Below are 18,512 nucleotides of genomic sequence, written 5' to 3'. Positions count from 1 at the left end.
CATCTCCTTATAAATCAAACGGATACCAAGTAAAAATTTACTTTTCACAAGGTATCCGCCTCTAAACTATCTCATTTTATTGTCTTTTACCGTGACAGTTTTTAAACTTCTTACCAGAACCACATGGGCAAAGTTCATTCCGTCCAATCTGGCTCAAATCCAAATCTTCTGGTATATTTGCTTGGTGGGCAGCGATATTACGAGTCGCTGTTGTACTGATATGGTGTTCTGCTTGTGGTCTTTCTTGTTCATGAATTTGTGCTTTCATCATCAAGCGTGTCACATCAAACTCAATCGAACCAATCATGTCATTAAACATACGGAAACCTTCTGCCTGATACTCAACAACAGGGTTGTTCTGAGCATATCCACGAAGTCCAACCGCGTTACGCAATTGATCGAGGGCATCGATATGATCTGTCCACTTGTTATCTACCACTCGTAGAATCAAGACTTTTTGGAATTCTTTGACTGCTTCTTCATCGCGTAATTTTGAAACCTGACTATCGTAAACTTGTAAGGCACGTTGGAAGAGTTCTTCCTTAATGGCCTTATCAGACAAGCCAGACAAGTCTTCCATCGTGATAGAATCTTCTGGAAGCAAGTTGTACTTAGCAAAGTTCAAAATTGCTTCGAGTTTTTCATCTTGTTTGGCACGCGCATGACCATCAACGACACGACCAATCGTGCGTTTAATCATAGCCTGAATTTCAGGTGCCAAGTCACGATCTGCAGTGATGACATCGTAACGTTGAGCATAGATAATCTCACGTTGTTCACGCATGACGTCATCGTATTGAAGGACTTGTTTACGGGTATCGTAGTTATTTCCTTCGACACGTTTTTGCGCTGCTTCAACCTGACGTGTCAACATACGAGACTCAATGGCCTCTTCAGACATGTTGAGACGTTCAAAGATTCCCTTCAAGCGTTCAGAACCAAAACGTTTCATCAAATCATCTTCAAGAGATAGGTAGAATTGTGACTCACCTGGGTCTCCTTGACGACCTGAACGTCCACGAAGCTGGTTATCGATACGACGGCTTTCATGACGTTCTGTACCAATCACACAAAGTCCACCCAATTCGCGAACTCCTTCACCAAGCTTGATGTCGGTACCACGACCGGCCATGTTGGTTGCGATAGTAACAGCACCACGTTGACCAGCATTCATGATGATTTGGGCTTCTTTATAGTGGTTTTTGGCATTTAAGACTTCGTGAGGAACGCCAGCTGCGACTAATTTCTTAGAAATGTAGTCACTAGTTTCAACCGCTACTGTACCAACCAAGACAGGCTGACCTTTTTGGTAACGAGCCTTAACGTCTTCGACAACCGCCTTAAACTTAGCCTCGATACTTGCATAAAGAAGGTCTGAGTGGTCAATACGTTGAACAGGACGGTTTGTTGGGATTGGAATAACACGAATGTTGTAGATTTCACGGAATTCTTCTTCCTCAGTCTTACCTGTACCTGTCATACCAGACAATTTCTTGTACATACGGAAAAGGTTTTGGTAAGTGATTGAGGCAGATGTCTTGGTTTCATCCTGAATTGGCACACCTTCTTTAGCTTCAATGGCTTGGTGCAATCCATCAGAATAACGACGACCTTCCATGGTACGACCTGTAAATTGGTCAACGATCAAGATTTCTTGCTCTTCGCTCACCACATAGTCAATATCGAGAAGCATGATGTAGTTGGCACGAAGGGCGTTATCGATAAAGTGAGTCAGAGCTACGTTTTCGATGTCATAGAGATTGTCAAGTTTGAAGTAGCTTTCAGCCTTGTCAATCCCTGAATCAGACAAACCAATAGTCTTAGACTGCACATCGATGATGTAGTCGTCTTTATCCAAAGATTTCACATAGTGGTCTGCCATGTGATACAACTGACTGGTTTCAACTGCGTTAGCACCTGATACGATCAAAGGTGTACGGGCCTCATCAATCAAGATTGAGTCAACCTCATCGACCAAGGCATAGTTAAGCGGACGTTGTACCATGTTTTCAGCACGGACGACCATGTTATCACGAAGGTAGTCAAATCCGATTTCTGAGTTGGTTGAGTAGGTAATATCACACTCATAGGCTTCTTTTTTCTCCATTGGAGATTTGGCAGCCAAGTTGATTCCTACTGACAAACCAAGCCAAGAGTACAATTCACCCATCTCAGTCGCGTCACGTTCTGATAGGTATTCATTGACTGTAACTACGTGGACCCCTTTACCGGAAAGGGCATTGAGGTATACGGGCATGGTCGCAGTCAAGGTTTTCCCTTCCCCTGTACGCATTTCAGGCACGTCACCATGGTGAAGAACGATTCCCCCCATGACCTGAACCTTATATGGGAAGAGGCCTAGGACACGTTTGGCACCCTCACGGACAACCGCAAATGCTTCATAAAGCAGTGAATCCAGTGATTCTCCATTTTGATAACGTTCTTTAAATTCAACTGTTTTTGCTTTTAGTTGGTCGTCAGTCAAAGCAGCCATTTGGTCTTCATATTTGAAAACTTTGTCAGCCATCTTTTCCAGACGACGGATTTCTCCTTTATCATTTTCGATAATTGTTTTTAAAATATTAGCCATGTTTTTCCTTACTTTAAATTCCGAATATTTTAGAATGTTCTTTTAATTTTAGCACAATTACTGATTATTTTCAAGGAAGAATCCCCATTTTGAAAAGGAAAAAGAGGCTAGTTTCCAAGCTAACCTCTCTGACTTTTATGATACTTTAATTGCCAAAAATCGGCAAAATGGCAAATAGGATAAATAGATTAATCCAAAGAGAAAAACAGCAGATCAATCCAAAAACAAAGAGACTGACTTTCTTGGACAGCAAGGCCATCAAAATAGACAGAATACCAAAAACTAGCAAGACTTTCTGTATGCTGAAGAGGTCAATCTTTCCCCCCAGAATCGGACTGCCCCAAGGAAGAAAGAAGAAAGCAATCCAGATCAACAGAACTAAACCAATATAGACCTTAGAATAGCGTGTAATAAATGATTTTAGATGTGCCATAAGCTACCTCCTATAAATAGAAACCGATATAAATCAATATCTTCCGCCTTTAGACTTCCCTAGTTCCCGTCTCAAGCGAAACATTTTTTTGAAAAAGATGTAGTCTAGCCAGTCACTTCCTAGGGATAGGACTATCAACAGCAACCAAACACCCCAAGCACTCATATCTGATTCATGTTTGAGAACAATAGGGAAAAATAAGAATGAAAAAATTGTCAGATCCAGACTAAACAGAGCTAAAAGGGAAAAATAAATCCAGTAGAAATAGTAGATGATGGGGAAAAACTTACTGTTTCTATCAGCATTGTCTATCCAATAGAAAAAGTAAAAACAAGGAAATAAGAGTATCAATTGATTAAACGACAGTTTCATTATCGACACCTCTCTTTGTTAGCGTTTTCTTCACCTTCATTCTATCAAAAAAATCTGGAAATGTCATTCCAGATTCTACTTTTTTATTTGCGTTTTCTTGCGATGAGATGGATTGGAGTTCCCTCAAAGACAAAGGCCTTGCGGATTTGATTTTCCAAGAAACGCAGGTAAGAAAAGTGCATAAGTTCTTCTTCATTGACAAAGATAACAAAGGTTGGTGGTTTAGTTGCCACTTGAGTCGCATAGAAAATCTTAAGACGTTTTCCTTTGTCTGTCGGTGTTGGGTTAATGGCAATAGCATCCATGATCACATCGTTCAAGACAGCTGATGGAATACGTGTATTTTGACTTTCACTGATTTGCTTAATCATCTCAGGAAGTTTGTGGAGGCGTTGCTTGGTCAAAGCTGATACAAAGATAATCGGTGCGTAAGGCAGGTATTGGAACTGCTCACGGATATCTTCTTCCCAGCTTTTCATAGTATGGTTGTCTTTTTCAAGAGTATCCCACTTGTTGACCACGATAATCATTCCTTTACCAGCTTCATGGGCAAATCCTGCGATACGCTTGTCGTATTCACGGATGCCCTCTTCCGCATTGATGACCATCAAGACCACATCTGACCGGTCAATAGCTCGCATGGCACGCATAACAGAGTATTTCTCAGTATTTTCATAAACCTTACCAGATTTACGCATACCAGCCGTATCAATCATGGTAAACTCTTGGCCATCTGTATCTGTAAAGTGGGTGTCAATGGCGTCACGAGTTGTTCCAGCAACAGGACTGGCAATGACACGGTCTTCTCCCAAAATAGCGTTAATCAAGCTTGATTTTCCAACGTTAGGACGACCAATCAAGCTAAACTTAATCACATCTGGATTTTCTTCTTCATATTCATTTGGAAGATTTTCTACGATGGCATCTAGCACATCTCCTGTACCGATACCATGGACAGATGAGATAGGCAATGGTTCACCCAAACCAAGAGCATAGAAATCATAGATATCATTTCGCATCTCAGGGTTGTCCACCTTGTTAACCGCGAGGATAACTGGTTTGTGGGTCTTATAAAGCTTACGAGCTACGTATTCATCCGCATCGGTAATTCCTTCCTTACCAGACACGACAAAGACGATAACATCGGCTTCTTCCATAGCAATTTCTGCCTGGTGCTTGATTTGTTCCATGAAAGGAGCATCGACATCATCGATTCCTCCTGTATCAATCATGCTAAAGGAACGATTGAGCCACTCACCCGTTGCATAGATACGGTCACGTGTCACTCCTTCGACATCTTCTACAATGGAGATTCGCTCACCAGCGATCCGATTAAATAGGGTTGATTTCCCAACATTGGGACGTCCTACAATGGCAATAGTTGGTAGGGCCATAATTTCTCACTTTCTACAATAACTTCTTCTGTTCAAGATTTTTTCTAGTTGAGCTTGGTTCAGCTTGACCAAACTGTTCTGCTAGGCGCTGACTCCAGCTTGTTGTCGCACGCGCCCCAGCATAGTCCGCCTGTACACGGTCATAAGCCTCAATCACATCAACTGTTTGTTCCTGATATTCTTCCTCAAAAACCACCTGATTCAATGGCAAGCGAGGTTTGACTTCATGTTCTTCATTTGGAAGACCCAGTGCCATCCCAAAGACAGGATAGGTGTAGTCAGGCAGGTTAAAGAGCTCTGCCACTTCTTCTGACTTGTAACGCACCAAGCCAATAATGACACCTCCATAGCCCAAACTTTCAGCTGCCAGCAGGGCATTTTGACCAGCAAGGGCCGCATCGACCGAACTAATCAAGAGACCTTCCACACCTTGGGGTTGGAATGAGTCTGTATGAAGTCGGGCTCCCTTTTCTGCTCGGTTCAAATCTCCAACAAAGAGAAGAAAAACAGCTGACTGGCGAATGGCTTCTTGAGGTACCAATTCATACAAGGCATCTTTCTTCTCTTGACTTCGTACCACAATCACAGAGTAGGATTGGAAATTCTTCCAAGACGAGGCCATTTGAGCTGCTCTCAGGATATCAGTCAAGTCTTCCTGAGGAAGAGCTTGCTCTTTAAATCTTCGAACAGACTTATGAGCTTTCATCAGTTTAATCGTTTCTGTCATCGACGGTTTACTCCTTCTAAACGAGTCTCCTCAGCCAAATAACGGATGCGTTCCATGACCCGTCTGGCTTCCCAGGTTTCGTCATTTCCATGTTTCCCTTTAGCGAAATGCAGCTCCAATTCTTCAAAGTTGAAGTTGGATGTGAAAAAGGTCGGTAAATTTTCCTGCATCCGATATTGGAGAATGACTTGCAGGATTTCATCCCGTACCCAAGCTGTTGATTGCTCGGCACCAATATCATCTAAAATCAGGACTTCAGACAGCTTAATCTCATCCACCAAGGTCTTGACATTGCCATCACCGATAGCATTTTTGACATCAATGACAAAGCTAGGATAGTGGAGGAGAGTTGATGAAACACCACGTTTTTCTGATAAATCATGGGCTAAGGCAGCCACCATGAAACTTTTACCCACACCAAAGTCTCCATAGAGATAGAGACCTTTTCGAATGGCTGGATATTGCTCCACGAAGGCTAATAACTTTTCAAAAACTGGCAAGCGACCCAAATCATCCAAATCTACTTGAGCCAAACTAGCTTGCTTGAGACTGGCTGGCAGATTAATTAACTTGAGGCGGTTCTTAATAGCCGCTTCTTTTTCCGCTGCGATTAGCTCAGGAGTTTCTTCATAAGAAACATCCGCATAGCCATGATTCATAACCAAAATAGGCTTGTAGCCTTTGGCAATATAATCCGTATCCCCACGGAGAAACTTGTCACGCTCGGTGATGTACTGATTAAACTTGGAGATACTGCGATTTAATTCCTCTGGAGTAAGGGATTCTTGCTGGATAAAGGCCGCAACATCAGGGTCCTTCATGATTTTCTGGACCAAATCTTGATAATGAAAACGGCTGGGTTGACGTTTGAGTACGTCTCCGACACTTTCCATCTAATCTCCTCCTTTTTCTAATCGAGCTAATAGTTCTTGTTTCTTACGTTCTAGTTCCAGACGAGTTTCCTCGCTGGTTTCATTCTTATAATCTGGGTTGCTCCACTTGGGTACATTGGACTTAGCAGGACTAGGGGTACTGCTTTTTTGAGCCTGATTCTTCTGCCCTCGCTCACGGATTCGTAAGACTGCCTCTTCTGCCGAATGAATCTTTTGATAGGCATAGTCATTGGCCACCTTCATGGCATATTTCTCATTGATATTTGCCGAATCAACCTTATTAAAGGTCAATAAGAGAATAATATTGATTACTTCATCCAGCAAGCCCAAACCAGCCATCTGTTGCAAGAGTTCTCTTTCTGTTTGGGTAATGGTTCCCTTGCGTGTCTGCTTGATTTCTGCCAAAAACTGCAGAGCAGTCTTACTTTTGGCTTCCTTGATAATGGTTGCTTCCTTAGGACTAAAGTCAGAGGAAACTGGTTTTTGAGCGATTTTTTCCCGCATGCGTTTGGTTGAAATGACCTGGGAAACAGCTGTTGACTTGGCCAACTGATAGGTCTCAAACCAGGTCCACTTCTTCTCCTCCGCAATGGCAAACAGGTTCAAGACATCGGACTGTTCATCCGCAAAACGAAGCCCATCTCGAGTCATGAGCTGACGAAAATGGTCCAAGTCAAAATCGTTGGCTACTTTCTTCCTGATACCAAGGTCTTCTTGACTACCTAGTTCTGCCAAATCTGGAAAGACTTGATTGAGCGAGACAGGTATTTCTTCTCCCTCAGCACTCTCAACTTTCAAATCCTCCACCGCTGCATCGCCAATCTTTTTCTCCAAAAGTCTGCGATAAACAGGATGCTCCAAGAACTCCTGACTCGAGAGAGGAGCATGGATAGCTAGCTGATAAACGTCCCCCTTTTGATAGAGGGTCAAGAGATTGAAAGCAGATAGGATTTTCAAGGATTTTATCAGTCTATCCATCCCAAAGTTGAGATGGTTGAGAATGCTTGAAAAGAGGTATTCCTTTCTGCCATTATCCCAAAAACTAATCGTATAAAGATAAAGGCTCAGTGCCTCCTGACCGATAATCGGGAGGTAGCACTGTACCAGAGATGAGGTATCTTGCGACACCCGATTATTCTTTAGATAAGAAAAACGGTCAATTGGCTTCATTTATCTTTCCTTTTTCTTTTTAGAGGACTGGGTGATTTGTTGGAGCAGGCTCTCTAGCTCACTGACATCCTTAAAACTACGATAGACACTGGCAAAACGCACATAGGTAATCTCATCCAACTCAGCCAACTCCTCCATGACGAGTGAACCAATGTCCTCACTTTGAATTTCATTTTCATTTCGACCACGGAGTTTCTGTTCGATACGATTGACTACCATGTTGATTTCATCACTTGACACAGGACGTTTCTGGGCTGAGCGGATAATTCCATTAAAGATTTTATCTCTGGAGAATTGTTCCCGTGTGCCATCTTTTTTAACAACAACTAAGGTTCTTTCTTCTACCCGTTCGTAGGTTGTAAAACGGTGTTGGCATTCATCGCACTCACGTCTTCTACGAATGGTGTTCCCTTCTTCTGCTTGGCGACTATCGATAACACTTGACTTGGTAGCCCCACATTTTGGACAACGCATCCTTTCCCTCCTTATCGTTTTCTTTTCATTATACCATTTTTTAAGCGATTCCCAAAACAATTCTTCTTTTTGCTTGACAAGTTTTTTGTTTTGTTGTATTATTTAATTAAGACAAAAGGATAAAAGAAAGGAGACCAAGATGTCCTGGACATTTGACAACAAAAAACCCATCTATTTACAGATTATGGAGAAAATCAAGCTTCAGATTGTTTCCCATACACTGGAACCCAATCAACAACTTCCAACCGTGAGAGAGCTGGCTAGCGAGGCTGGTGTCAATCCAAACACCATCCAAAGAGCCTTGTCAGACCTTGAACGAGAAGGATTTGTCTACAGCAAGCGCACAACTGGACGATTTGTGACTGAGGATAAGGAACTGATCGCCCAATCGCGCAAACAATTATCAGAAGAAGAATTGGAACACTTCGTTTCCTCCATGACCCATTTTGGCTATGAAAAAGAAGAACTACCAGGCGTAGTCGGCGATTATATTAAAGGAGTTTAAGCCTATGTCATTACTAGCATTTGAAAATGTATCCAAATCTTATGGAGCAACCCCAGCCCTTGAAAATGTTTCCCTTGACATCCCAGCTGGGAAAATTGTTGGTCTCCTTGGGCCAAATGGCTCAGGAAAAACAACCCTGATTAAACTAATCAATGGCCTCTTGCAACCAGATCAAGGACGTGTCCTTATCAACGACATGGACCCAAGCCCAGCAACCAAGGCCATCGTAGCTTATTTGCCGGATACGACCTATCTCAATGAGCAAATGAAGGTCAAAGAAGCCCTAACCTACTTCAAGACCTTCTATAAAGATTTCAATCTTGAACGCGCCCATCATCTACTTGCAGACCTGGGCATTGATGAAAATAGTCGTCTCAAAAAACTATCAAAAGGAAACAAGGAAAAGGTACAACTGATTTTGGTTATGAGCCGTGATGCTCGTCTCTATGTTCTAGACGAACCAATTGGCGGGGTGGACCCAGCAGCCCGTGAGTATATCCTCAATACTATCATCAACAACTACTCCCCAACTTCTACCGTTTTGATTTCTACCCACTTGATTTCTGATATCGAGCCAATCTTAGATGAAATTGTCTTCCTGAAGGATGGAAAAGTCGTTCGTCAAGGTAATGTAGATGATATTCGCTATGAGTCAGGTGAATCCATTGACCAACTCTTCCGTCAGGAATTTAAGGCCTAAGCAAAGGAGATTATTATGTTTTGGAATTTAGTTCGCTACGAATTTAAAAATGTTAACAAGTGGTATTTAGCCCTTTACGCTGCTGTTCTAGTCCTTTCCGTTCCTCTAGGAATGCAAGGACACTACTATTCTTATGTATCTTTCAAAGATAGCCAACCTTTCCTATTTGTCTTTCTGGCTCTCGTCTTTGGTGGCTTGATAATTACACTTGGGATTTCAACTCTTTTCTTGATTATCAAACGCTTCAAAGGAAGTGTATATGACCGCCAAGGCTATCTGACTTTGACCTTGCCAGTTTCTGAGCACTATATCATCACAGCTAAATTAGTCGGAGCCTTTATCTGGTCTATACTTAGCTCAGCTGTACTAGCTCTAAGTGCTTTTCTTATTGTGACTATAACGGTTCCAGAATGGATGTCAAATTATGACTTTATTCCACTTGTAAGAACATACCTTCCTCAACTCTCTCTTGTGGGGTTATCATTCCTACTAAATACCATTTCTGGAATCCTCTGCATCTACTTGGCTATTTCCATCGGACAACTTTTCAACGAATACCGCACAGCACTCGCTGTTGCAGCCTACATTGGTATCCAAATCGTCATTGGCTTTATTGAAGTCTTCTTCAATACCAGTGCTAACTTCTATGTCAATTCACTTGCAGGATTTAATGATAATTTCTATATGGGAGCAAGTACGGGCATTTTTGAAGAACTCATATTCATAGCTATTTTTTACCTCGGAACCTACTATATTTTGAAAAACAAGGTTAACTTACAATAGTTTTAAAGTCTAGCGACAATAACTCGCTAGACTTTTTTCGTTCTCAGAACTTTCATTTTTATATGACGTATTTGATAAAAAGGAGTATAATAACTTTAAAACTGATTACATGTATATCGATAAGGAGGTCAACTCTTTATGCTGAGAAGATTTGTTACCAAGAAACACCTCGTACTTTACTTCTTTTCTATTGCCATTACTTGGCTGGAAGCAATTATCACACCAGCCCTTGTTCAGAATATTGTTGCTAGTTTTACCAATCAAGAACTAGGCCTTCTTTGGAAAGTTTTGATTTTGGGAATCCTTGGTAATCTCATCCTCTTACTAGGTTTGGCTGGAAAACGCTATTACTACGCTCGTTTGATTACTGACTTCAAATATGGGATCAAGAGTGCTATTTTCAAGCGATTTTTAAATAGTTATGAGATTGATGAAAAGGATATTTTGTCTGACCTAGAAAACGACGTCAAGCAACTAGAAGAAAACTATATTGAGCCAACCGTCATCATCATTTCTTCTCTGGGCTTTACCACTGTGTCTATTCTCTATGCCCTATGGACCAATTTTTACCTGGGCTTGATTTTTATCCTCTTCTACTCCTTTCCTGTACTCTGCAGTGCTATCGGATCAAAACGTTTGGATTCACTTTCTGAAAAGCGGTCCACTGTTAACCAGAGCTATCTAGCAAGCTTGACAAATTTTATTGGTGGTAGCCAACAAATTCGCCATTATCAGGGGCAAGACTTCTTTTTTGCTCGCTATCAAAAGCAATTACAAACCAGTCTAGATGCCGAAATCAACTATGAAAAACAACGAACCTTAAACAGTCTCTTGATCAATAGCATCGATGCCTTTTGCTCCGTCACACCTATCGTCATCGGTGGCTTTATGACCTACTATAATTATTTAGATGCAGCTCGTTTTGTGGTCATCTATTTAGTTTCCCATAATATCGGCTATCAATTCCAAGAGTTGGCTTACTTTACCAACACCCGAAAAGCGAATCGAACTCTTCTCAACAAATACCAAAAACTTTTGAACCAGTCTGATCCCATCTCGCCTAGAAGCATAGAAAACATTTTCCCTATCCAACTTGACACCATCTCCCTTGAAAAAGAGGGGAATATCCTCTTATCTCCTATTTCCATGCACATCAAACAAGGAGAAAAAATTGCCATTATCGGGGAAAGCGGCTCTGGTAAGACAACCCTGCTCAATATCATTCATGGAGAAGAGACACCGACAAGGGGACGGATTGCATTTGCTGGCAAAAGCCTTTCACGCCAAGAAATCACAAGCTTTAGTTCCTATATCCTCCAAGATAGCCATTACTTTGACACGCTTTCTCTGGAAGACAATATCCTTCTAGGACTGGATAAAAAGGAGGAACGTTTAACTTACATCCTCAAAAAAACAGGATTAGAACATTTGAAAAATCGAACGCTTAGCAATGATAGTCTGTCTGGTGGCGAGAAACAACGCCTAGAAATCGCTCGCGCCCTCTACCATGATAGCCAACTCATCTTAGCAGATGAGATTAAGGCCAATCTTGACTCGGAAAATAGCAGAAAAATTAGCGACTTGCTCTTCTCCCTACCTCAAACAGTCATTGAAGTCATTCACCACTACACAGAAGAGGACTTAAAACACTATGACCAAGTCATCCACTTAAGCAAAGAAAAGTGATAGTCTATAACATACGATTTGAAAAAGCAAGGAATCCGAATTCCTTGCTTTTTAACTCAATATCAAACTGGCTACGATAGGGCTGACAAAGACATAGAGAATACCAGTGACACCGATAGCCAAGCCACCCATGGCTCCTGCTACAGAGCCGTATCGAAAGGCTGTTCCTGTTCCAACTGCGTGGCCTGTTCCTCCAAGGGAAAGACCAACAGCTACTGGATCGTCAATTTTCAACCACTTCAAGAGTGTTGGGCCGATGACACTGGTTAAAATCCCAGTCGCCACTACAACGACCAAGGTCACAGTCGTCAAACCTTGCAATTTTTCTGTGATTCCCACTGCCATGGCGGTTGTTACTGACTTAGGAAAGAGAGAAATGGCTAGGAAAAAGTCCATGCCAAAAATCTTAGCCACAAGGGCTGTGAAAGATGTATTGACCACTACCGCTAACAAACTACCAAAGAGAATACTCCGAGCATGGTGCTTCATCAGATGAAAACTCTTATAAAGAGGAATCCCCAGAGCCACTGTCGATGGGACAATCAAGTTGTTCAAATAAACCCCACCTTGGTAGTAATCTTGGTAAGAAATACCTGTCAGCTTTAGAAAGATGATAATAAAAACAGCTGACAAAAGCAAGGGCGTTGTCAATGGATGGGGAAAACGTCTGTAAATCAGCATTCCCACTAGATAGGCTAAGATAGACAGGGCCAGCCCAAACAGGGGATTGGAAACAAATTCACTCATTTGGCATCTCCTTTCTCATAATCTCCCTCAAACCGTCGTTTGATGAACTGAACTACCAAGGCTATGAGGATAATATTGATGACTGCTGCAAAAAAGACAATCAAAACAATGGGTAAAAGATAGGGAGCAATCACATCAAACTTTTCCATGATTCCCACTGCTGGTGGCAAAAAGAGAATGGTCATATTGGCCAGCAAGAAATTCCCCACCATGTTAACATGCCTAGTTCTCAGCCACTTGAATTGTAGGGCTAGAAAGAGAATAATCAAGCCGATAATACTGCCTGGGATAGGCAAATGAAAGAAACTAGAGATCCCCTCTCCGATTAGAGAAATCACAAAGAGAATCATTAATTGAACATATAATTTCATTCTAAACTCCACGAAATAGACTTCTTGCATACCAGTTTACTCTTTTTTCAGAAAATTTCAAGGAAATGCACAAAAGTCATTAAAAATTAGAGAGGAAAGGGGATACAGACAATTACAGACTAGTGAAAACAGCGTAATTTAGGATAAAAGATTTCAGCGTCCTTCTTGCCAGCCTTCTTGAAAAGTAGTATAATCATTGCATGCGCAATCATCTTGTGATGCAGAGACTGTTCGTGAATGGACATTCTTCTATGTTATAACTTTAAAAAGAAAGGAGATACTATGACCTACTTGGAAAAATGGTTTGACTTCAATCGTCGTCAGAAAGAAATTGAAGGTCTCTTAGAAGAGACCATTGCCCAGCAGAGTGACCAAAGTCTGACCTTGAAAGAGTTTTACCTACTCTACTATCTGGACTTGGCCCAAGAAAAATCTCTACGACAGATTGATTTGCCTGATAAACTTCATCTGAGCCCGAGCGCTGTTTCTCGGATGGTGGCTCGCTTAGAAGCTAAAAATTGCGGTCTACTTAGTCGCAGGTGTTGCGATCAAGATAGGCGTTCTAGCTTTATCTGCCTGACAGGTGATGGTCAAAAGACACTGGCCTCGCTACAAAAGGCTGTCGAAGAAAGCTTGGAAACTAGTTTGGATTTCTTGATTTAAGATGATTTTAGAAAAAAGTTGCGTGCGCAATCATTTTTCTTGACATTCTCTTTTACAAGGAGTAAAATAAAGTCATCATTAAACAAAGGAGTTTTTAAAATGATTGAAATTACCTATCTAGATGCCAGCAAGAACGAAAGAACTGTGACTTTCGAGTCTTATGAAGATTTTGATCGTTCACAACAAGCTTGCCTTATCGGCGTCGCAGACTACTACCCAGTCCAAAAATTAACTTACAACGGTCATGATTTGGACTACCATGGGACTTATGGAGATGTCTTCTTCTATCTCATGAAACAAGATTTAAGCCAATATAACTAAAAAAGGAGAAATACAATGGCAAAAGCAATTACAGATGCAACATTCGAACAAGAAACAAAAGACGGTTTGGTCTTGGTAGACTTCTGGGCAACTTGGTGTGGTCCATGTCGTATGCAAGGTCCAATCTTGGATAAATTGTCTGAAGAACTTTCAGAAGATGTCTTGAAAATCGTTAAAATGGACGTTGATGAGAATCCAAACACAGCTCGTGCTTTTGGAATCATGTCTATCCCAACTCTTCTCTTCAAAAAAGACGGCCAAGTGGTGAAACAAGTTGCTGGTGTTCACACAGCAGAACAAATCAAGGCCATCGTTGCGGAATTGAGCTAATCACATTAGAGACCAAGTACTTTCTTTGGTCTCTTTTTTCTTGCCCTTTGCCATTTTTCAAAAAATATGCTAGACTGTAGGTAGAATATTACGATGTTTGGGACATGCCATCGCTAAAAAAAACCTCTACTTGGTATTTTTTAGCTCCCTCATGGGAGCTTTTTGCGTGCTCTGAACATTTCCCATTTTGGAAGGAGTACTATGAAACGTCAATCAGCCTTGGTCGTCTTTAGTGGCGGTCAAGATTCCACAACCTGCCTCTTCTGGGCCAAAGAACACTATGAAACAGTCGAAGCTGTCACCTTTGCCTACGGTCAACGTCATCATCTCGAAATTCAAGTTGCCCAAGAAATCGCTAAGGAACAAGGCATTCGTCATCACATCCTAGATATGTCTCTGCTGGGACAAATCACTGAAAATGCCCTGACTTCTGATATGGAGATTAAGCAAAAAGAGGGAGAGGTTCCCAATACCTTCGTTGATGGTCGCAACCACCTCTTTCTATCCTTTGCGGCAGTTCTTGCCAAACAACGTGGCATTAAAGACATCGTGACAGGTGTTTGCGAGACAGACTTCTCAGGCTACCCTGATTGTCGAGATGTCTTTGTCAAATCCCTCAATGTCACCCTCAACCTTGCCATGGATTACGACTTTGTTATCCAAACGCCTCTCATGTGGCTGGACAAGGCTGAAACTTGGGAGTTAGCCGATCAACTCGGTACCTTTGACTACGTTCGTGAAAAGACCTTAACCTGCTACAATGGAATTATCGGAAGCGGCTGTGGGGATTGCCCAGCCTGCCACCTACGTCAGCATGGTTTAGATGTCTATCTCTCACAGAAAGGAGAGGTCTAATGTTTTTTGCACCCAAAGAAATCAAACAAGAAACTGGGGAGTCTCTTGTCTACAATCCTCACAGAACCTTGGTATCAAAAGAGTTCACTTTCGATGCTGCCCACCACCTCTTTCACTATGAGGGGAAATGCAAATCCCTTCATGGCCACACCTATCATCTGCAGATTGCTGTTAGTGGATTTTTAGATGAGCGTGGCATGACCTACGATTTCGGAGACATCAAAGCTATTTACAAGAACTACTTAGAGCCCCACTTGGATCATCGCTATCTCAATGAAACTCTGCCTTATATGAACACGACTGCTGAAAATATGGTTTACTGGATTTTCCAAACCATGAGTCAAGAGTTACCTGATGAGCGTGGTCTTCGTTTGGAATACGTTCGCCTCTATGAAACTCCGACTTCCTTTGCAGAGTTTAGACGGGAGTGGTTAGATGACTAGGGAACGTGTCCTCAAACTACCAGTTCTGGAAATTTTTGGCCCTACCTTTCAAGGTGAAGGTCGTGCTATTGGGCAGAAAACCATGTTTGTCCGCACTGCCGGTTGCGACTACCACTGCGACTGGTGCGATTCTGCCTTTACTTGGGATGGTTCTGAAAAACCAACTCGCATGACAGCTGACGAAGTCATTGCTGAGTTGGATAAACTAGGGAACTACGACTATGTAACCCTGTCTGGCGGAAATCCCGCTATCCTAGCAGCCAACATGGCTGAACTGGTCACCAAGCTCAAGGAACGTGGTGTCACCCTTGCTGTTGAGACCCAAGGCTCTCGCTGGCAAAATTGGTTAAAAGATATCGACCAGGTTACTCTGAGTCCCAAACCTCCTTCATCCAAGATGGAAGTCAACTTTGAGACCCTGGACTTTATCGTTTCCCAACTGGATCCAGACAAGGTCACCTTTAAAATCCCTGTCTTTGATGATGCAGATTTAGCCTTTGCTAAAGGAATACAAGAACGCTACCAACCAGATGTCCTTTTCTTATCTGCTGGAAATCCTGAACCCAAGGCTACAGGAAATATTATCCAAGATCAACTGGACCGTCTCAAAGAACTCTGGGAACGCGTCGCTGCCGACGATAGCTGGGGCAATGTCCGCGTCCTTCCTCAACTGCATACCCTCCTCTACGATAATCAACGTGGTGTTTAAGATTAGAAAGAAAAAATCATGTCACAACAAGAAGAAATGAAAAACCTCAGCCTACTGGGCAACAAAGAAACCAACTACATCTTTGACTATCAACCAGATGTCCTCGAATCTTTTGACAATCGTCATGTGGAAAATGACTATTTCATCAAATTTAACTGTCCTGAATTTACCTCACTGTGTCCAATCACTGCTCAACCAGACTTTGCGACCATTTATATTTCCTACATTCCTGACAAGCTCTGTGTTGAGTCAAAATCCCTCAAACTCTACCTCTTTAGCTACCGAAACCACGGAGATTTCCACGAAAACTGTATCAACACCATCGGGAAAGACTTGGTCAACTTGCTAGACCCTCGCTATTTAGAAGTCTGGGGAAAATTCACTCCGCGCGGTGGCATCTCAATTGATCCCTACTACAACTACGGTAAGCCTGGAACTAAGTATGAAGGATTGGCAGAACAACGCCTCTTCCAACACGACCTCTATCCAGAGAAAATTGACAACCGCTAAACAGATAAGAAAAAGCCCTGTTCCTCAAATCGAGGAGCAAGGCTTTTTGAGTTTCAATTATTCTTCTGTTCCAAGGAAGTTTTTAGCAACAAGGGCTGCAAGAATCCCACCAACGATTGGAGCAAGGATGAAAATCCATACTTGTTGAAGGGCTGAGCCACCTACCAAGACAGCTGGTGCCAAGCTACGAGCTGGGTTTACTGAAAGTCCAGTAATGTTCAATCCCACAAGGATCATGGCCATCAAGGACAAACCGATTACCAAACCAGCAATCGCTCCATTGCCCTTGCTTTCTGAAGTCACGGTCATGATAACCAAGACAAACAAGAAGGTTGCGATTGTTTCAAACAAGAAACCACCAAAGACAGTGACACCGTTTGCCAAGGCATTTTCACCAAGACTAGTAGTTGACATCCCTGAGTTCGCCAAGAGGAAGAATAGCGCAGCTGATGCAAGGAAAGCTCCAACTACTTGCCCAAGGATGTAGTTAACAAGCTCCGAAGATGACAAACGTTTGTTTACAAACATAGCGATCGAAACCGCTGGGTTCAAGTGAGCACCTGAAACAGTTCCGATTGAGTAAGCAGCAACCACGATTGCCAGACCAAAGGCAAAGGCGATTCCAAGGTGACCAAGGCCATCAAGACCATTTCCAAAAACAACAGCTCCTGTTCCGATGAACACAAGCATGAAAGTACCGATTAACTCAGCGACAAATTTTTTCATTTTCTTTCTCCTTTTTTAAAAACTAAATACTAGTCTATCAAAAGAGGGAAAGGGTTTCAAGAAAATTGATTGGAAATTTTCAGGCTAGAATCCTGTAAAAACGGTAGTTTTTATTTGAAACATTTTTTTCAAAGGTATATAATGTCAATATAGTTCTAATGAGTTATTTATTCCCTAATTGGAACTAATTTTTACAACTTTGCTGTTCTTTTATGAACGTTTGAATGGTATCGTGGATACCAAGGAGGAATCATATGTCTAAAGTTGCTATTGTCACAGGTGCAGGTCAAGGAATCGGTTTTGCAATCGCAAAACGATTGGTTCAAGATGGCTTTAAGGTAGGAGTCTTAGACTACAATCCTGAAACAGCTGAAAAAGCTGTTGCCGAATTATCAGCTGAAAATGCCTTTGCTGTCGTGGCCGATGTTTCGAAACAGGCCGAAGTTGCACAAGCATTTCAAAAAGTTGTTGACCATTTTGGTGATTTGAATGTTGTCGTAAATAACGCTGGTGTTGCTCCAACTACTCCTCTTGATACAATTACTGAGGAACAATTTACACGCACTTTCGGTATCAACGTTGGTGGTGTCATTTGGGGTTCACAAGCTGCACAAGCGCAATTTAAAGCACTTGGCCACGGAGGTAAAATTATCAACGCAACCTCTCAAGCCGGTGTAGTCGGTAACCCAAATCTAACTGTTTATGGTGGAACCAAATTTGCTGTTCGTGGAATTACGCAAACATTAGCACGTGATTTAGCAGACTCAGGCATCACTGTTAACGCCTACGCACCAGGTATTGTTAAAACACCAATGATGTACGATATTGCTCATGAAGTTGGTAAAAATGCAGGAAAAGATGACGAGTGGGGTATGCAGACATTTGCAAAAGATATTACCCTAAAACGCCTATCTGAACCAGAAGATGTAGCTGCAGCCGTCAGCTTCCTTGCAGGACCAGACTCAAACTACATTACAGGACAAACCATTATCGTTGATGGTGGTATGCAATTCCATTAAAATACAGGAAAAGAGGTTAGAAAATGATTCAACCTCTTTTATTAGTTTTTATTATCAGGTAGGAGGACACAATAGAAACTCTTTCAATAAG

General features: G+C 42.0%; 23 protein-coding genes. 12 read left to right on the top strand and 11 right to left on the bottom strand.

Going from position 1 to position 18,512, the window contains the following annotated elements; genetic code table 11:
• Positions 1-76 precede the first annotated feature (76 nt).
• The 8 genes from secA to nrdR all read right to left on the bottom strand — a co-directional run bounded on the left by secA (position 77) and on the right by nrdR (position 8,053).
• Positions 77-2,590: a preprotein translocase subunit SecA gene (gene secA / locus B7696_RS01470; RefSeq protein ID WP_004258556.1), complete on the bottom strand. Its 2,514-nt coding sequence runs from the start codon at positions 2,588-2,590 to the stop codon at positions 77-79.
• Between the two features lie 145 nt (positions 2,591-2,735).
• The gene (locus tag B7696_RS01465) at positions 2,736-3,023 is read right to left on the bottom strand and encodes a hypothetical protein (RefSeq protein WP_050251535.1); all 288 of its coding nucleotides are present in this window, start codon (positions 3,021-3,023) and stop codon (positions 2,736-2,738) included.
• A 33-nt stretch (positions 3,024-3,056) separates the two neighbouring features.
• Positions 3,057-3,395: a hypothetical protein gene (locus B7696_RS10495; RefSeq protein ID WP_084861742.1), complete on the bottom strand. Its 339-nt coding sequence runs from the start codon at positions 3,393-3,395 to the stop codon at positions 3,057-3,059.
• Positions 3,396-3,478: 83 nt separating this feature from the next.
• Positions 3,479-4,789: a ribosome biogenesis GTPase Der gene (gene der, locus B7696_RS01455; protein ID WP_001207701.1), complete on the bottom strand. Its 1,311-nt coding sequence runs from the start codon at positions 4,787-4,789 to the stop codon at positions 3,479-3,481.
• A 13-nt stretch (positions 4,790-4,802) separates the two neighbouring features.
• Positions 4,803-5,516 (bottom strand): NADPH-dependent oxidoreductase, encoded by a 714-nt coding sequence (locus tag B7696_RS01450; RefSeq protein WP_084861739.1) that lies wholly within the window; start codon positions 5,514-5,516, stop codon positions 4,803-4,805.
• The gene (dnaI, locus tag B7696_RS01445) at positions 5,513-6,409 is read right to left on the bottom strand and encodes a primosomal protein DnaI (protein ID WP_016398880.1); all 897 of its coding nucleotides are present in this window, start codon (positions 6,407-6,409) and stop codon (positions 5,513-5,515) included. Before dnaI ends, B7696_RS01450 begins: the two co-directional genes overlap by 4 nt.
• Positions 6,410-7,579, bottom strand: coding sequence for a DnaD domain protein (locus tag B7696_RS01440; RefSeq protein WP_084861737.1), 1,170 nt, complete (start codon positions 7,577-7,579; stop codon positions 6,410-6,412).
• The gene (gene nrdR / locus B7696_RS01435) at positions 7,580-8,053 is read right to left on the bottom strand and encodes a transcriptional regulator NrdR (RefSeq protein ID WP_001203672.1); all 474 of its coding nucleotides are present in this window, start codon (positions 8,051-8,053) and stop codon (positions 7,580-7,582) included.
• A gap of 139 nt (positions 8,054-8,192) precedes the next feature.
• Here nrdR and B7696_RS01430 point away from each other — a divergent pair, with 139 nt between their 5' ends.
• The 4 genes from B7696_RS01430 (at position 8,193) to gggC (ending at position 11,727) form a co-directional block, all read left to right on the top strand.
• Positions 8,193-8,558 carry a GntR family transcriptional regulator gene (locus B7696_RS01430; protein WP_000119149.1) on the top strand — a complete coding sequence of 122 codons (366 nt, stop codon included), beginning with the start codon at positions 8,193-8,195 and terminating at the stop codon, positions 8,556-8,558.
• A 4-nt stretch (positions 8,559-8,562) separates the two neighbouring features.
• On the top strand, positions 8,563-9,258 hold the full coding sequence (locus tag B7696_RS01425; RefSeq protein WP_000054197.1) for an ABC transporter ATP-binding protein: 696 nt from the start codon (positions 8,563-8,565) through the stop codon (positions 9,256-9,258).
• 15 nt (positions 9,259-9,273) lie between these two features.
• Positions 9,274-10,041 (top strand): hypothetical protein, encoded by a 768-nt coding sequence (locus B7696_RS01420; protein WP_084861735.1) that lies wholly within the window; start codon positions 9,274-9,276, stop codon positions 10,039-10,041.
• Positions 10,042-10,179: 138 nt separating this feature from the next.
• Positions 10,180-11,727, top strand: a complete 1,548-nt coding sequence (gene gggC, locus B7696_RS01415) for a streptosactin export ABC transporter GggC (protein ID WP_084861733.1) — start codon at positions 10,180-10,182, stop codon at positions 11,725-11,727.
• Between the two features lie 51 nt (positions 11,728-11,778).
• Here gggC and B7696_RS01410 read toward each other — a convergent pair whose 3' ends face one another.
• Together B7696_RS01410 and B7696_RS01405 are read right to left on the bottom strand one after the other, a co-directional pair.
• Complete coding sequence (locus B7696_RS01410; RefSeq protein WP_001288948.1) at positions 11,779-12,474, bottom strand: LrgB family protein; 696 nt, start codon at positions 12,472-12,474, stop codon at positions 11,779-11,781.
• Positions 12,471-12,845, bottom strand: a complete 375-nt coding sequence (locus B7696_RS01405) for a CidA/LrgA family protein (RefSeq protein ID WP_000781325.1) — start codon at positions 12,843-12,845, stop codon at positions 12,471-12,473. Before B7696_RS01405 ends, B7696_RS01410 begins: the two co-directional genes overlap by 4 nt.
• Positions 12,846-13,127: 282 nt before the next feature.
• On the opposite strand from B7696_RS01405, the gene B7696_RS01400 reads away from it, so the two are divergent.
• The 7 genes from B7696_RS01400 (at position 13,128) to queF (ending at position 16,676) form a co-directional block, all read left to right on the top strand.
• On the top strand, positions 13,128-13,508 hold the full coding sequence (locus B7696_RS01400) for a MarR family winged helix-turn-helix transcriptional regulator (RefSeq protein ID WP_185757561.1): 381 nt from the start codon (positions 13,128-13,130) through the stop codon (positions 13,506-13,508).
• Between the two features lie 99 nt (positions 13,509-13,607).
• Positions 13,608-13,829, top strand: coding sequence for a DUF4649 family protein (locus tag B7696_RS01395; RefSeq protein ID WP_000570256.1), 222 nt, complete (start codon positions 13,608-13,610; stop codon positions 13,827-13,829).
• Positions 13,830-13,844: 15 nt separating this feature from the next.
• Entirely contained in the window at positions 13,845-14,159 is a 315-nt protein-coding gene (gene trxA, locus B7696_RS01390; protein ID WP_001029581.1) for a thioredoxin, read from the top strand.
• Positions 14,160-14,360: 201 nt separating this feature from the next.
• Positions 14,361-15,014: a 7-cyano-7-deazaguanine synthase QueC gene (queC, locus tag B7696_RS01385; protein ID WP_033684847.1), complete on the top strand. Its 654-nt coding sequence runs from the start codon at positions 14,361-14,363 to the stop codon at positions 15,012-15,014.
• A complete protein-coding gene (queD, locus tag B7696_RS01380; RefSeq protein ID WP_000464576.1) occupies positions 15,014-15,457 on the top strand; it encodes a 6-carboxytetrahydropterin synthase QueD in 444 nt (147 codons plus the stop codon). The genes queC and queD overlap by 1 nt, the downstream gene beginning before the upstream one ends.
• On the top strand, positions 15,450-16,166 hold the full coding sequence (gene queE / locus B7696_RS10390) for a 7-carboxy-7-deazaguanine synthase QueE (protein WP_000196472.1): 717 nt from the start codon (positions 15,450-15,452) through the stop codon (positions 16,164-16,166). Before queD ends, queE begins: the two co-directional genes overlap by 8 nt.
• Positions 16,167-16,184: 18 nt before the next feature.
• The gene (queF, locus tag B7696_RS10385; RefSeq protein ID WP_000082575.1) at positions 16,185-16,676 is read left to right on the top strand and encodes a preQ(1) synthase; all 492 of its coding nucleotides are present in this window, start codon (positions 16,185-16,187) and stop codon (positions 16,674-16,676) included.
• 57 nt (positions 16,677-16,733) lie between these two features.
• On the opposite strand, the gene B7696_RS01370 is transcribed toward queF, so the two are convergent.
• Positions 16,734-17,402: an MIP/aquaporin family protein gene (locus B7696_RS01370; protein ID WP_000714814.1), complete on the bottom strand. Its 669-nt coding sequence runs from the start codon at positions 17,400-17,402 to the stop codon at positions 16,734-16,736.
• Between the two features lie 254 nt (positions 17,403-17,656).
• On the opposite strand from B7696_RS01370, the gene B7696_RS01365 reads away from it, so the two are divergent.
• Positions 17,657-18,421 carry a (S)-acetoin forming diacetyl reductase gene (locus tag B7696_RS01365; RefSeq protein WP_000048147.1) on the top strand — a complete coding sequence of 255 codons (765 nt, stop codon included), beginning with the start codon at positions 17,657-17,659 and terminating at the stop codon, positions 18,419-18,421.
• The last annotated feature ends 91 nt before the right edge of the window (positions 18,422-18,512 follow it).

It is taken from the genome of Streptococcus mitis (assembly GCF_002096815.1).
In the GTDB taxonomy this organism is placed as follows: Bacteria; Bacillota; Bacilli; order Lactobacillales; family Streptococcaceae; genus Streptococcus; species Streptococcus mitis_AD.
Note: the sequence above shows the minus strand (reverse complement) of the source record. Positions and strands in the feature narration are given on the sequence as shown.

Excerpts from the sequence above, each read along its gene's own strand:
- secA (WP_004258556.1), bottom strand. The coding sequence starts at position 2,590 with ATGGCTAATATTTTAAAAACAATTATCGAAAATGATAAAGGAGAAATC.
- B7696_RS01465 (WP_050251535.1), bottom strand. The coding sequence starts at position 3,023 with ATGGCACATCTAAAATCATTTATTACACGCTATTCTAAGGTCTATATT.
- B7696_RS10495 (WP_084861742.1), bottom strand. The coding sequence starts at position 3,395 with ATGAAACTGTCGTTTAATCAATTGATACTCTTATTTCCTTGTTTTTAC.
- der (WP_001207701.1), bottom strand. The coding sequence starts at position 4,789 with ATGGCCCTACCAACTATTGCCATTGTAGGACGTCCCAATGTTGGGAAA.
- B7696_RS01450 (WP_084861739.1), bottom strand. The coding sequence starts at position 5,516 with ATGACAGAAACGATTAAACTGATGAAAGCTCATAAGTCTGTTCGAAGA.
- dnaI (WP_016398880.1), bottom strand. The coding sequence starts at position 6,409 with ATGGAAAGTGTCGGAGACGTACTCAAACGTCAACCCAGCCGTTTTCAT.
- B7696_RS01440 (WP_084861737.1), bottom strand. The coding sequence starts at position 7,579 with ATGAAGCCAATTGACCGTTTTTCTTATCTAAAGAATAATCGGGTGTCG.
- nrdR (WP_001203672.1), bottom strand. The coding sequence starts at position 8,053 with ATGCGTTGTCCAAAATGTGGGGCTACCAAGTCAAGTGTTATCGATAGT.
- B7696_RS01430 (WP_000119149.1), top strand. The coding sequence starts at position 8,193 with ATGTCCTGGACATTTGACAACAAAAAACCCATCTATTTACAGATTATG.
- B7696_RS01425 (WP_000054197.1), top strand. The coding sequence starts at position 8,563 with ATGTCATTACTAGCATTTGAAAATGTATCCAAATCTTATGGAGCAACC.
- B7696_RS01420 (WP_084861735.1), top strand. The coding sequence starts at position 9,274 with ATGTTTTGGAATTTAGTTCGCTACGAATTTAAAAATGTTAACAAGTGG.
- gggC (WP_084861733.1), top strand. The coding sequence starts at position 10,180 with ATGCTGAGAAGATTTGTTACCAAGAAACACCTCGTACTTTACTTCTTT.
- B7696_RS01410 (WP_001288948.1), bottom strand. The coding sequence starts at position 12,474 with ATGAGTGAATTTGTTTCCAATCCCCTGTTTGGGCTGGCCCTGTCTATC.
- B7696_RS01405 (WP_000781325.1), bottom strand. The coding sequence starts at position 12,845 with ATGAAATTATATGTTCAATTAATGATTCTCTTTGTGATTTCTCTAATC.
- B7696_RS01400 (WP_185757561.1), top strand. The coding sequence starts at position 13,128 with ATGACCTACTTGGAAAAATGGTTTGACTTCAATCGTCGTCAGAAAGAA.
- B7696_RS01395 (WP_000570256.1), top strand. The coding sequence starts at position 13,608 with ATGATTGAAATTACCTATCTAGATGCCAGCAAGAACGAAAGAACTGTG.
- trxA (WP_001029581.1), top strand. The coding sequence starts at position 13,845 with ATGGCAAAAGCAATTACAGATGCAACATTCGAACAAGAAACAAAAGAC.
- queC (WP_033684847.1), top strand. The coding sequence starts at position 14,361 with ATGAAACGTCAATCAGCCTTGGTCGTCTTTAGTGGCGGTCAAGATTCC.
- queD (WP_000464576.1), top strand. The coding sequence starts at position 15,014 with ATGTTTTTTGCACCCAAAGAAATCAAACAAGAAACTGGGGAGTCTCTT.
- queE (WP_000196472.1), top strand. The coding sequence starts at position 15,450 with ATGACTAGGGAACGTGTCCTCAAACTACCAGTTCTGGAAATTTTTGGC.
- queF (WP_000082575.1), top strand. The coding sequence starts at position 16,185 with ATGTCACAACAAGAAGAAATGAAAAACCTCAGCCTACTGGGCAACAAA.
- B7696_RS01370 (WP_000714814.1), bottom strand. The coding sequence starts at position 17,402 with ATGAAAAAATTTGTCGCTGAGTTAATCGGTACTTTCATGCTTGTGTTC.
- B7696_RS01365 (WP_000048147.1), top strand. The coding sequence starts at position 17,657 with ATGTCTAAAGTTGCTATTGTCACAGGTGCAGGTCAAGGAATCGGTTTT.